General features: G+C 32.6%; 15 protein-coding genes. 5 read left to right on the forward strand and 10 right to left on the reverse strand.

What is annotated here, in order from left to right; translation table 11 throughout:
* Position 1: 1 nt before the first annotated feature.
* The 5 genes from AC2DGP_RS02000 to rsfS are packed head-to-tail and all read right to left on the reverse strand — an operon-like array spanning position 2 to position 4,501.
* Positions 2-652: a phosphatidylserine decarboxylase family protein gene (locus AC2DGP_RS02000; RefSeq protein WP_484491358.1), complete on the reverse strand. Its 651-nt coding sequence runs from the start codon at positions 650-652 to the stop codon at positions 2-4.
* Complete coding sequence (locus AC2DGP_RS02005) at positions 642-1,454, reverse strand: phosphatidate cytidylyltransferase (RefSeq protein ID WP_484491359.1); 813 nt, start codon at positions 1,452-1,454, stop codon at positions 642-644. The genes AC2DGP_RS02000 and AC2DGP_RS02005 overlap by 11 nt, the downstream gene beginning before the upstream one ends.
* A 3-nt stretch (positions 1,455-1,457) precedes the next feature.
* A complete protein-coding gene (locus AC2DGP_RS02010) occupies positions 1,458-2,051 on the reverse strand; it encodes a hypothetical protein (protein ID WP_484491360.1) in 594 nt (197 codons plus the stop codon).
* 42 nt (positions 2,052-2,093) lie between these two features.
* Positions 2,094-4,103 (reverse strand): ATP-dependent zinc metalloprotease FtsH, encoded by a 2,010-nt coding sequence (gene ftsH / locus AC2DGP_RS02015; protein ID WP_484491361.1) that lies wholly within the window; start codon positions 4,101-4,103, stop codon positions 2,094-2,096.
* 26 nt (positions 4,104-4,129) lie between these two features.
* On the reverse strand, positions 4,130-4,501 hold the full coding sequence (gene rsfS / locus AC2DGP_RS02020; protein WP_484491362.1) for a ribosome silencing factor: 372 nt from the start codon (positions 4,499-4,501) through the stop codon (positions 4,130-4,132).
* Between the two features lie 85 nt (positions 4,502-4,586).
* On the opposite strand from rsfS, the gene AC2DGP_RS02025 reads away from it, so the two are divergent.
* Complete coding sequence (locus tag AC2DGP_RS02025) at positions 4,587-5,321, forward strand: biotin--[acetyl-CoA-carboxylase] ligase (RefSeq protein ID WP_484491363.1); 735 nt, start codon at positions 4,587-4,589, stop codon at positions 5,319-5,321.
* An 11-nt stretch (positions 5,322-5,332) separates the two neighbouring features.
* On the opposite strand, the gene AC2DGP_RS02030 is transcribed toward AC2DGP_RS02025, so the two are convergent.
* On the reverse strand, positions 5,333-5,722 hold the full coding sequence (locus tag AC2DGP_RS02030; RefSeq protein ID WP_484491364.1) for an SRPBCC family protein: 390 nt from the start codon (positions 5,720-5,722) through the stop codon (positions 5,333-5,335).
* Between the two features lie 21 nt (positions 5,723-5,743).
* A complete protein-coding gene (pyrE, locus tag AC2DGP_RS02035) occupies positions 5,744-6,385 on the reverse strand; it encodes an orotate phosphoribosyltransferase (protein ID WP_484491365.1) in 642 nt (213 codons plus the stop codon).
* 7 nt (positions 6,386-6,392) lie between these two features.
* Between pyrE and AC2DGP_RS02040 the strand changes: the two genes are divergently transcribed.
* From AC2DGP_RS02040 to AC2DGP_RS02050, 3 genes are all read left to right on the forward strand, one after another.
* Positions 6,393-6,974, forward strand: coding sequence for an NUDIX hydrolase (locus AC2DGP_RS02040; RefSeq protein ID WP_484491366.1), 582 nt, complete (start codon positions 6,393-6,395; stop codon positions 6,972-6,974).
* A 132-nt stretch (positions 6,975-7,106) separates the two neighbouring features.
* A complete protein-coding gene (locus AC2DGP_RS02045) occupies positions 7,107-8,762 on the forward strand; it encodes a SulP family inorganic anion transporter (protein WP_484491367.1) in 1,656 nt (551 codons plus the stop codon).
* 9 nt (positions 8,763-8,771) lie between these two features.
* Positions 8,772-9,380: a YqaA family protein gene (locus AC2DGP_RS02050; protein WP_484491368.1), complete on the forward strand. Its 609-nt coding sequence runs from the start codon at positions 8,772-8,774 to the stop codon at positions 9,378-9,380.
* Here AC2DGP_RS02050 and coaD read toward each other — a convergent pair.
* From coaD to htpG, 3 genes are all read right to left on the reverse strand, one after another.
* Positions 9,377-9,835 (reverse strand): pantetheine-phosphate adenylyltransferase, encoded by a 459-nt coding sequence (gene coaD, locus AC2DGP_RS02055; protein WP_484491369.1) that lies wholly within the window; start codon positions 9,833-9,835, stop codon positions 9,377-9,379. The two genes, AC2DGP_RS02050 and coaD, sit on opposite strands and share 4 nt — an antisense overlap.
* 58 nt (positions 9,836-9,893) lie before the next feature.
* Complete coding sequence (locus AC2DGP_RS02060; RefSeq protein WP_484491370.1) at positions 9,894-10,337, reverse strand: DUF4268 domain-containing protein; 444 nt, start codon at positions 10,335-10,337, stop codon at positions 9,894-9,896.
* Between the two features lie 158 nt (positions 10,338-10,495).
* The gene (gene htpG / locus AC2DGP_RS02065) at positions 10,496-12,409 is read right to left on the reverse strand and encodes a molecular chaperone HtpG (protein ID WP_484491371.1); all 1,914 of its coding nucleotides are present in this window, start codon (positions 12,407-12,409) and stop codon (positions 10,496-10,498) included.
* Positions 12,410-12,791: 382 nt separating this feature from the next.
* Here htpG and rpmH point away from each other — a divergent pair, with 382 nt between their 5' ends.
* Positions 12,792-12,953 carry a 50S ribosomal protein L34 gene (gene rpmH / locus AC2DGP_RS02070; protein ID WP_484491372.1) on the forward strand — a complete coding sequence of 54 codons (162 nt, stop codon included), beginning with the start codon at positions 12,792-12,794 and terminating at the stop codon, positions 12,951-12,953.
* The last annotated feature ends 9 nt before the right edge of the window (positions 12,954-12,962 follow it).

Genomic DNA, 12,962 nt, shown 5'->3' on the forward strand with positions numbered 1-12,962 from the left:
TTTATAGAGTAGCAATAATGTTTTCAGCACCTTTTACTACATCATTTAATTCAACTTTAATATTTGAATTTAAAGGTAAGAATAAATCTACTCTTGAACCAAATTTAATAAATCCAGCGTCAGTTCCTTGAACAACTTGCATATCTTTTTTTGCGTAGTTGACAATTCTTCTTGCTAAGGCTCCAGCAATTTGTCGGTATAAAACTTCTCCAAATACAGGGCTTTCTACTACCACCGTCGTTCTTTCATTTTCTTCTGAAGCTTTAGGGTGCCAAGCTACAAGATATTTACCTGGATGGTATTTGCTAAATTTCACGATTCCACTTAAGGCATATCTGGTAACATGTACGTTGATAGGAGACATGAAAATTGAAACTTGTATTCTTTTATCTTTAAAATATTCAGGTTCATAAACTTCCTCAATAACAACCACTTTTCCGTCTACAGGAGACACTACATGGTTTTCCCCAATCGAAGTTTTTCTACTTGGATTTCTGAAAAATTGAAGATTGATTACTAACAAAAACAGTAATGCAAAATAGATTGTGTATTGTAACCAAGCAATACTGATAAAATGATCTGTTAATAAATAACCTCCAGCTACTACAATAGCAGCAATTGCAATACTTGCATTTCCTTCTTTATGAAACATGTTCCGTAATAAATTTTAAATATAAATAGATAAATGGTGCCGCAAAGATAATACTATCTAGGCGATCTATAACTCCTCCATGACCAGGAATAATTTTCCCTGTGTCTTTTACACCTGTTTGACGTTTAAACATAGATGCAATAAGATCTCCAATCACTCCAAATACACTAACAATGACTCCTAAGATGATCCATTGGTGTGGGAGTAGTATAGTAAATTTTAATGAAATTAAATAAGAAATCAACATGGTTGCTATTACACCACCAACGAATCCTTCAATTGTTTTTTTTGGAGAAATCCTTTCTAGTAATTTAGTTTTCCCGATGGTAACACCAGTTAAATAGGCAAAAGTATCGCTAGACCAAATAAGAACAAAAACTCCTAGGATTAAAATTCCATTATATTCAGTGGGGTTGACAGTATATGGTATTTTAACAATAAAAAGGTAGCTTACACATGAGTATACAACACAGAGCATTAGTTTTCCTAATTGTTCAATTGCATTGCTGTTTTCTTTGAAAAGTACTTTTATAAAAACAAAAAGAATGATAAGAATACTTAGTGTGTCGGTATAAAAGGAATCATAACCCCAAAACGGTAGTATGGTTGAGATAAATAACGAAATACTTATGAGATAAGGTTCGAGTCCTTTAAGCTTAAGCATTTTAGAAAATTCGTTGACGCTTACAAGCATCAGTAGGAGGAACAACCCAAGAAAGGTAATAGGGCTGTATAAGATAGAGAATACAAGAACTGATACAAATACAGCACCTGAAATTGCTCTGGTTAGCATGTTGTTCATAGGTTATAGGTCTTCGAACAAAAGTAAATATAAATTTTTTGAATTGCTATTCGGAGTCGAAAGGAAATTATCTTCGTCTTTTTCAGGAGCAAAATTCTTTATAGCACTAATATTTGTGGGTATAGATTCTTTATAATTGTTTTTAATTCCAGTTAGACTTTGCCCCATATCCTTTACTAGTTGACTCGTGTTGGCAAAAACAATAAAGTTATTAGAAAGTTCGTGGATCTTCTTTTCTTTCAATTGATGTGATGAAAATAATACACTTCCTGAATCCGATATAATATGCTCACATGTGGTAAAAATTGGAGCTGTATTATTAATATCAAAACTGATGTCAATAGACAAAGCGTCTGTAAAATTGGATAAATTATTTTCGTCTAAACAGGTAATGCTTTTCCATTTGTTTTCATCAAGTATACCAACAAGGTTGTCTAATACTTCTTGGTTGCTTGTACAGTATAAAAACTTACCACCTTTATTAATGAAATTATGAACAAATAAGTCGTCTAAAGAAAGATGTACCTCTTGTTTCTGGATATTCTTTTCTTTAGGCGACTCTAATTTATTAGAAAATAATTTTTTAAAAAAATTCATTCTCGGGTCTTTGTATTCTAGTTCGTTTAAAATGTAGTAGAGTTATTCTGCTACTTTTTTATCGTCTTCAACAATTTCTGCAGGGATCTCTACAGTCTCTTCTTTTTTTGAAACCAATTCTTCAGTTTCAAAGGGTCTTTCTCCAAAAATATGAACCAAATCATCTTTAAAAATAACCTCTTTTTCAAGTAGTTTTTCTGCTAAAGTGACTAGTTTATCTTTGTTTTCTGTTAAGATAGTAATCGCTCTTTGGTATTGAGTTTCAATAATTGTAGAAATCTCTTCATCAATTGTTTTAGCAGTCTCTTCACTATAAGGTTTAGAGAAACTATATTCACTTTGACCGGAAGAATCGTAATAAGTAATATTTCCAATTTTTTCGTTCAATCCATAGACACTCACAATTGCTTTTGCTTGACGTGTAACTTTTTCTAAATCATTTAATGCCCCTGTTGAAATTTTATCAAACATCACTTTCTCAGCAGCTCTACCTGCCAATGTTGCGCACATTTCATCTAACATTTGTTCTGTTTGAACAATCATTCTTTCTTCAGGTAAATACCAGGCAGCTCCTAAAGATTGTCCTCTAGGAACAATAGTTACTTTTACTAAAGGTGCAGCATGCTCTAACATCCAACTTGCTGTTGCATGTCCTGCTTCATGGTAAGCGATGGTTTTCTTTTCTTTTACAGAAATGATTTTATTTTTCTTTTCTAATCCACCTACAATTCTGTCTACAGCGTCTAAGAAATCTTGATTATGAATTTCATTGTTGCCTTTACGTGCAGCAATCAAAGCAGCTTCATTACAAAGGTTCGCAATATCTGCTCCGGAGAAACCAGGAGTCTGTTGAGATAAGAAATCAGCATTCACATCTTTCCCTAGCTTAAGAGGTTTCATATGTACTTCAAAAATCGCTTTTCTTTCATTTAAGTCAGGAAGATCTACAAATATTTGTCTATCAAAACGACCTGCACGCATTAAAGCTTTGTCTAAAACATCTGCTCGGTTGGTTGCTGCTAATACAATTACATTTGTATCAGTACCAAAACCATCCATCTCAGTTAACAACTGATTAAGTGTATTTTCGCGTTCGTCATTACCACCTGTCATGTTATTTTTACCACGTGCGCGTCCAATAGCATCAATTTCATCAATAAAAATAATTGATGGAGACTTTTGCTGTGCTTGTTTGAATAAATCTCTAACTCTAGAGGCACCTACACCCACAAACATTTCAACAAAATCAGATCCTGATAAAGAGAAAAAAGGTACGCCAGCTTCTCCGGCTACAGCTTTCGCTAGCAAAGTTTTACCAGTTCCTGGTGAACCTACTAATAAGGCACCTTTCGGTATTTTTCCTCCTAACGAGGTGTATTTTTCAGGTGTTTTCAAGAAATCAACAATTTCTTGCACCTCTTCTTTGGCTCCTTGTAAACCAGCCACATCTTTAAAGGTTACTTTAACTTTTTGATTTTCGTCAAATAATTTTGCTTTAGATTTTCCAATATTAAAGATTTGTCCACCGGCACCACCACCAGCTCCACCACCAGACATTCTTCTCATAAAAAAGATCCACAATCCAATTAAAAAGATAAATGGTAAATAAGAAAGTAAAGAATCAAACAGGTCTGTTTGTTCATCATTTTGCTTATCAAAGTCTAAATCGTTTTCTTTTTTCAGTTCTGCTAACTTTTTTTCAAAATTTTGTAGATCACCAAAATTGTATTCAAACATTGGTGCGTTTTTATTGAAAAGGGGACTACCATTAGACAATTTAGAATACTCATCCTTAGAGAGAGCTTCCTCTTTGATATAAAGCTGTGCAATACTTCTGTTAAGAATTACAATTTTAGAAATGTCATTGCTTTCTAAAATGCTCTCAAACTTATTTTGTGAGATTTCTTTTTGAGTTAAATTCTCACTGTTGAAAAATTGAAATACGACAAATAAAACAAATAAAGCTCCATACACCCAGTAAAAATTAAACTTGGGTTTGAAGTTTGAATCTTTGATTATATTTTTTTTGTCTTTTTTGTTATTTGTAGCCATAGCGTGGTAATTCTTTAAGATTTGAATTATTTAGATGTTGAGATTGTAGTGATTTTAGCATCACCCCACAAACCTTCAATATCATAAAATTCTCTAATTGATTTTTGAAAAACATGAACAACTACGTTTACGTAGTCCATTAAAATCCATTCAGCAACAGATTCACCTTCAACGTGCCATGCTTTTTCTTGACCTTCTTTTCCTACAATTTTTTGTACAGAATTGGATATAGCTTTTACTTGAGTGTTTGAGTTTCCTGAACAAACTACAAAATAATCACATACAGTATTGTCTATATCTCTTAGGTCTAATAGTTGGATATCTTCTCCTTTTACCTCTTCAATTCCTTTAATGATGATAGAAATTAATTCGTCGGTACTTATATTTTTTTTAGACATTAAATTTTATTTAATTTGTGGCAAAGTTATCGTTTTTTCCGTAACAAAACACGAAATAAAACCTTGTTTCCATTATATTTTACAAATGCATATAATCAAACTTGATGCCATTGAATCTACCAGTACTTTTTTGAAAGAATTAGTGACAAAACAGGTTATGGAAAATTATACAATTGTTAGTTCTGAAAGCCAATTTGAAGGTAGAGGACAGATGGGAGCAAAGTGGATTTCAGAACCCGGTAAAAACCTTTTATTCAGCATGTATATTAATGACTTAGAGCTAAGTACAAAGAATTCTGTGTTTCTGAATTATGCTGTTTCAATCGCTTTGTATGAGTCACTAAATGAATATGGAATCCCTAATTTAAGAATAAAATGGCCTAACGACATTTTGGCAGGTAACAAAAAGTTATGTGGCATATTAATAGAGAATTCTCTTAACAATCATGTTGTTAAAAACACAATTATTGGAATCGGTTTAAATGTAAATCAACAAATATTCACAGAAGATCTTAGTAATGCAACTTCGATGAAAAATTGTATTGAAAAAACTATTGATAGAGAGAGTTTGTTGATTTCTGTTGTAAAAAAAATAAAAAAGCAGATAGAGAAATGTAACTCAGGAAACTTCTTGAAATTGAAAGAAACCTATCTTTCTTTGCTGTATAAAATGGAGATTCCCGCAATGTTTAGAAATTCTAGAAAGGGAATTTTTATAGGGAAAATCGTAGGTGTAAATTCTAAAGGAGATTTAGAAATAGAGTTAGAAGATGAGTCTGTGGAAAATTTTGGGCTTAAAGAAATTGAATTTTTACGTTAAGCCCAAATAAATTATAATTTTTCAATATTGTCAATTAGCGTTTCCATGAATTTTGATAAAGGTTTTTTAACCATCATGCTAATCATCGGGTTGAACTCACCGTTAAAAAACATCTGTACATCAGAAGAATCTGGAGTAGTTTCATTAATGTTAACTTCAAGGGTAAATGGCATTTTACTACTTGCAGCCCCTAAAACAATTTTAGAATTTGGTGTTTTTTCTTTTAAAACCAATCTAATTTCTGGCATTCCTTTAAGTCCGAAAATGAATGAGTCGTTGTCTATTTCAAATTTTTCAATACTTTCAGGCATTAATCCTTCATAAGAACTCAATTGTTCTAAAGTAGTAAAAAGATATTCAGATGATTTTGATACAGTAATTTTTCGACTTTCTAATTTCATAGGATGCGGTTTAAATATTTGTTATTGGTTCCAAGTGCTTGGAGATTCTCTCCATTCTGATAAAGTATCTAATTCCTTTTTTGAGATATAGCTATCTTTATGAGCTTGTTTTAACATGTTTTCATAATCACTTAAAGTAGTTAAGTCTACGTTTGCTTTTTTAAAGTTTTCAAGTGCTACTTCAAAACCATAAGTAAATATGGCAATCATACCTTTCACATTTACATTTGCAGCATTTAAAGCATCCACAGCAAGTAAACTACTCATTCCAGTGCTTATTAAATCTTCCACCACTACAACGTTACTTCCGGTTTCCAAGAATCCTTCTATTTGATTCTGACGACCGTGCTTTTTTGCTTCAGGGCGCACATATACAAAAGGAACTCCTAGTTCTTGAGCTACCAATACTCCTATAGCAATTGCCCCTGTGGCAACCCCAGCGATTACATCTGGTTTTCCGTATTTTTCTACAATGGCTTTGGCCATGTTTTCCTTTAAGAAATTACGAATAGGAGGATATGATAATGTGATTCTATTGTCACAATAGATTGGTGATTTCCATCCAGAAGCCCATGTAAATGGCTCTTTAGGTTCTAATTTTATTGCTTTAATTTGTAAAAGCAATTTTGCTGTAGCATTTGCTGTATCTTTGTTCAAAATCATGTTGCAAATGTATAAAGTTTTTATGAATGATAAGCCAATTATCATTGCCGATTCTTCACAGAAATTAAAAAATTGTAAAGTATTTGAGTTTGATGAAATTAAATTCACAGAAGTACAAGCACTTATAAATTCAGAGGATGTTTCATGTGTTTTTTTAAAGTCAAGGGATTTAAATAAAGACTGGATTTCTTTTCAAGAGAACTTTAAAGTAATAGAAGCAGCTGGAGGAAAAGTATTGAATGCTGAAAATGAAATACTGTTTATTTACAGGTTTGATACATGGGATTTACCAAAGGGACATATAGAAGTTGGGGAGGATAGGAGAACCGCCGCAATTAGAGAAGTAGAGGAGGAGTGTGGTATTTCAGGATTGTCTATTTTAAAGTCTTTAGAAACTACCTATCATTCGTTTTATTATAAAGAAGAGCTGCGTTTAAAAGTTACCTATTGGTATTTGATGGAAACTACTGATAAAAATAAATTAGTTCCTCAACTAGAAGAAGGAATTACAAAAGTAGCTTTTAAAAATGGAGAAGATTTAGTAAAGGCTTTAGAGAATACATATCCTAATATTAGATTATTATTTTAATAATTTAATAATCTAAAGATTTCATTTTTTTGATAATTAACCTGCTTAAAATCGGGACTTTTGTTTTTTTAGGTTTCATATTGCCAGTGCAAATAATAGCTGTACTTTTGCAATTCAAAAAAAACACGAGAAATGACTGAATTTATTAGAAAAATTGCTCAAAATCCTAAAGATGATATATTAGCTGGGGTTACAGTTTCTTTGGCAATGATTCCTGAAGTGGTAGCATTTGCATTTGTTGCTCAAATAGATCCATTAGTAGCGCTTTCAGGTGCTTTTATGATTGGTTTGATAACGGCAATTTTCGGAGGTAGACCCGGTTTAATTTCTGGTGCTGCAGGTGCTGTAGCCGTGATTTTTGTAAACATGATTGCTGAAGGTCATTCGAAAGGGATGTTGTTCGATGCGCCAGTTGAGAATATGGGGTACTTTTATCTTTTAGCGGCTGTTGTATTGATGGGAATCATTCAAATAGGAGCAGGAGTTTTGAAGCTAGGAAGATTTGTAAGATTGATTCCGCACCCGGTAATGATGGGGTTTGTGAACGGTTTGGCAATTGTAATCTTTATGGCTCAAGTGAGAATGTTTTCACATAAAGAAATGTCTGTTGCAGCTGATGGAGTAAAACAATATCTCAATATTCCAATGGAGGGAGTTGAGTTGTATACGATGCTAGCTTTGGTTGGGTTAACGATGGGGATCATTTGGCTCTTACCAAAAATAACAACCAAAATCCCAGCGGCCTTAACAGCTATTTTAGTAACAACAGCAGTTGTTGTATTTGGTGGTTTGGATGTAAGTACGGTTGGTTCCTATATTGTTGAAGGTGGAGGAGAAGGGTTAAAAGGAGAGTTTCCTACGCCAAATACGGATCTTTGGAAGAATTTACCAATCAATTTAGATACGTTAAAATTTATATTGCCATATGCCTTCTTGGCGGCGTCTGTTGGTCTGATTGAATCATTGATGACCATGAATTTAGTTGATGATTTGACGGAAACACGAGGAAATGGAAATAGAGAATGTGTGGCTCAAGGTGCTGGAAATATTGTAAGTGGTTTGTTTGGTGGAACTGGTGGTTGCGGAATGATTGGGCAAACAGTTATTAATATCAATGCAGGAGGTAGAGGTCGTTTGTCTGGTATTATGATGGCTCTAACTTTATTGACGTTTATTTTGTTTACAGATAAATATATTGAGCAGGTTCCGATTGCCGCATTAGTTGGAGTGATGTTTATGATGGTTATAGAAACTTTTGCTTGGTCTAGTTTTAGAATTATTAGAAAAATTCCTGTTGCGGATGCTGTGGTGTTAGTCATTGTTTCTGCGGTTACTGTTGTTTTTGATTTAGCAATTGCAGTATTTGTTGGTGTAATTATCTCTGCGCTAGTTTTTGCTTGGGAAAATGCCACTAAAATTAGAGCGAGAAAACGTGTAAAAGAGGATGGAACAAAAATTTATGAAATTTGGGGGCCTTTGTTTTTTGGTTCTGTTTCAGGATTTTTAGAAAAGTTTGATATAAAGAATGATCCGGATCACGTAGAAATTGATTTTGTGGAGTCGCGTGTAAGTGATCACTCTGCGATTGAGGCTATTTCTAATATTGTAGCGAAATACGAAGAAGCGGGGAAAACAATTCGTTTGAAACATTTAAGCGAAGAGTGTAAGATTTTGTTAACAAAAGGAGATGATAAATTTGAGCGTTTGATAATTCAGGATATTGATGACCCTCGTTACCATCTTGCTGCCAATCCAGAAAGATTTACTAAAGGACTTTATTCTAAATAAAAAGCTACGATGCAGCGTTACCTAAATTTATATTATCAATACTTGAATAGATCTGGATTATTTCAGTTTTTAGGTAAAAACTTGTTGAAATTAGGTGCTGTTGTAGCTTTGTTTTTTGCAACGGTATTTTTGTTAGAGAAGTTTGTGATTTCTTTGAAAGAGGTTTTCTCTATTATTGTGGATAACGTTGAAGCTTGGATGGTTTTTGTGATATTTATTGTTTCAGAATCATTCCTTGGGTTGTTGCCTCCTGATTTTTTTATTGTATGGACTAAAGAGTTGGGAGGAGATATTGGTATTAATCCTTGGTTGCTTACATTATTCTTGGCTTGTCTTTCCTATGTAGGAGGGTTGATTTCCTATTTTATTGGAGCCAAATTAATTCATGTACCTAAAATACATGATTGGGCGCTTAAGAAGTATGGGGAACTGTTTAAGAACCTGAAAAAATGGGGAGGTTTTTTTGTTGTTATCTCTGCCTTATTGCCTATTCCGTTTTCTATCGTACTTATGATCTGCGGATTGACAGGATACCCATTTAAATGGGTAGTGTATTTAGGCTTGTTTCGATTTTTGAGGTTTGGTCTGTATGCAATTTTTCTTTTTACACTAGTTTAATTCGTTTCCAAAACACTGTTTGGAACAAGAATACTAGCGTCACCATTATTTCTCATGATGTCTCTAACGATACTTGAACTAATATAAGAAGTTTCTGCACTTGTAAGTAAAAAAACAGTTTCAATCCCAGATAATTTTCGATTGGCAATGGCAATTGCTTTTTCAAACTCAAAATCGGCAGGATTTCTTAAGCCTCTTAAAATAAAATCAGCATCAATAGTTTTGCAATAATCAACGGTTAATCCTTTGTAAGTAGTAACTGTTATTTTGGGTTCGTCTTTAAAGGTCTTTTTGATAAAATTCATGCGTTGTTCAAGGGAGAACATATATTTTTTATCTGCATTGATTCCAATTGCGATAACAATTTCATCAAATAAAGGTAAAGCTCTGTTGATAATGTCATAATGACCTAAAGTGATAGGGTCAAAAGATCCTGGAAAAACTGCTTTTTTCATAATACTAAGTGTAATAATATCAAAGATACTATTTATTGTTTAGAGTTTCTGTGGTGGTTTAGATATCCGCTTGTTTGATAAAGTCTTCGAATTCGTAGAACCAAAGTTCAAAAGCAGACATGTTTTTATTAAAAAACTGAAATGCATTACCCCAGGTATTTTGGTTGTAGATACTGAATTTTTGGTCTAGTTTTACGTAGACCCGAGAGATTTTTTTTCCGGTTTCTTCTAAAATATGCTGTTCATCAAATATAACTTCAGGAATATAGTCGTTCTCTGTAACGGTTTTTAAAGCAGCTACTTGTTGGTATAATAAATCTCTTTTGGTTTCGCTATTAGGTTCTATATCCAAAAGGACCATTGCCGTTTTGTTGTCTGCATAAAATTTAAAACTAAAGCCTTTGATTTTTGTATTGTATAAGAGCCATTTTCTTGGAAACGATTTGCCGTAACTTGTCCAGAAATGTTTTCTTAACCTAGCTGCTTCTTCTTTGCTAAACATGATTTTAATTTGATTGCAAATGTAAATTATTAATTACGATAAGTTGTAATTGAATCCGATTCTTTAATTGATATTCCTGCAGTTTACGGCTTGCTTGTTTAAAAAAAATCGTCGCTACCAGAGTAACGACGATTTTTAGTCAGTTTACGTAAAATATATTACTTGATCATTTTATAGCTACGTTTGATAAAATTAGTCAATTCCTCACCATGAAGTAAGTTTTGAGATAATTTTGCTAAATCAAAAGCTTGACCAATCAGTTCTTTTTGGATCGCTTCATCTTTATTATCAAGAATTTCTTTTACTAAATCATTGTTTGTATTTACAACCAAATTGTACATTTCTGGCATGTTTTGCATTCCAAACATTCCACCGCCACCGGTCTGACTCATTTCTTTCATTCTTCTCATGAATTCTGGAACAGTGATGCTAAATGGATTTGCGTTTGAATCTAAAGCTTCCAATTGAACAGTGTAGCTCTCTTTTGGTACATTTGCTTCAATAATAGGTTTTAACGCTTCTTTTTCTTCATCAGAAAGTTTGCTGATTTTCTCTTCATCCTTTTTGATAAGGTTGTCGATATGGTCAGAATCTACACGAGTAAATTTAAGTTTTTCATTACTTGCTTCAATTTTCTGAATTAAGTGAGATACAATAGGAGAATCTAAAAGTAATACTTCGTAACCTTTTTCTTTAGCTTCTTGAATGTATCCGTGTTGTGCTTCTTTGTTGGCTGCATACAATACAATTGTATTTCCATCTTTGTCAGTTTGAGCAGCTTTAATTTTTTCTTGAAGTTCTTCAATAGTAAAGAAAGTATCATCTACCGTTGGGAACAAAGAGAATTTTTTAGCCTTGTCGTAAAATTTATCATCAGACAACATTCCGTACTCAATAATTACCTTGATATCGTTCCATTTTTGTTCGAAATCTGCTCGGTCTTTTTTGAATAATGATGTTAGCTTGTCTGCAATTTTTTTAGTGATATATCCAGAAATCTTTTTTACAGCACCATCAGCCTGTAAGTAAGAACGAGATACGTTTAATGGAATATCTGGTGAGTCAATTACACCTTTTAACATTTGTAAGAAATCAGGAACAATTCCTTCTACGTTATCCGTAATAAATACTTGGTTTTGGTATAATTGAATTTTATCCTTTTGGATATCCATGCTTTGACTTAATTTAGGAAAGTATAAGATTCCTGTTAAGTTAAATGGATAATCAACATTTAAGTGGATGTTGAATAATGGCTCTTCAAATTGAGTAGGATATAATTCTCTGTAAAAAGAATTGTAGTCATCTGCTTCTAAATCAGATGGTTTTTTTGTCCATGCTGGGTTCACATTATTGATGATATTATCAACAGTAATTTGCTTGTGTGGCTCTGTAGTTTCTTTTCCATCAGCATCCGTAGTTGTCTGCGGAGTAAATTCTGGATCATTGATTTCTTTAGTTCCAAACTTAATTGGAATTTGATTGAAACGATTGTATTTGTTTAAAAGCTCATTTATTTTAGAGTCTTCTAAAAAGTCTAATGAGTCTTCTGCAATATGAAGTACAATTTCAGAACCTCTTGTTTCTTTTTCAACAGGTTCAATTTCATAATTAGGAGATCCATCACAAGTCCATTTAACAGCAGCTGGATCTTTGAAAGATTTTGTAATAATTTCAACTTTATCGGCAACCATAAAGGCAGAGTAAAATCCTAAACCAAAATGACCAATAATTCCAGAATCTTCAACTTTGTCTTTGTATTTGTCGATAAATTCTTCAGCTCCAGAGAAAGCAATCTGGTTGATGTATTTTTCAACTTCTTCTTCGTTCATACCAATTCCTTGATCAATAATACGAAGTGTTTTGTTTTCTTTATCAGCAATAACTTCTACTACTGGATTACCATACTCTTCACTTCCAGCTTCACCCATAGTAATAAGGTGTTTCATTTTTGAAGTTGCATCTGTAGCGTTTGAAATTAATTCACGTAAAAATATTTCGTGATCAGAGTACAAGAATTTTTTAATTAACGGAAAGATATTTTCTACCGATACATTAATGTTTCCTTTAGCCATAATTATATGTTTTAATTATTATTTTAATTTAGAATACCATTTACTTGACAAAAAAAATACCAAAAAGAGTTTTCTGACTACAAGACAGTGTTGGCTGACAAGTTGGCATTTGAAGATAAAGTTATAAGCATTGCCTATTGGACTATTAATTTATATGATTTTAAAATATAAATTATCTGTGTTTTGATTGTTAAGTTTGTTAAAACTAAAGCTTTAAGTTTTTTGTAAATTGATGTTGTAAGTGGGGAAGAAAATATTTTTATTTTTTTTGAAAAACATCTTGCTAGACGTAAAAGGTTTTGTATATTTGCCAACGCTTTTAGTGGATGGTTTTTGTACCGAAGCTAGTATAAATAAAATAAGATTTTTAAAAATATAAGTAATGCCGAAAAGAACATTCCAACCATCAAAGAGAAAAAGAAGAAACAAACACGGTTTTAGAGAAAGAATGGCTTCAGCTAATGGACGTAAAGTTTTAGCTAGAAGAAGAGCTAAAGGAAGAAAGAGATTATCTGTTTCATCTTCAGCTAGACCAAAAAAATAATGAATATTT

This window comes from Flavicella sp. IMCC45537, from assembly GCF_057197705.1.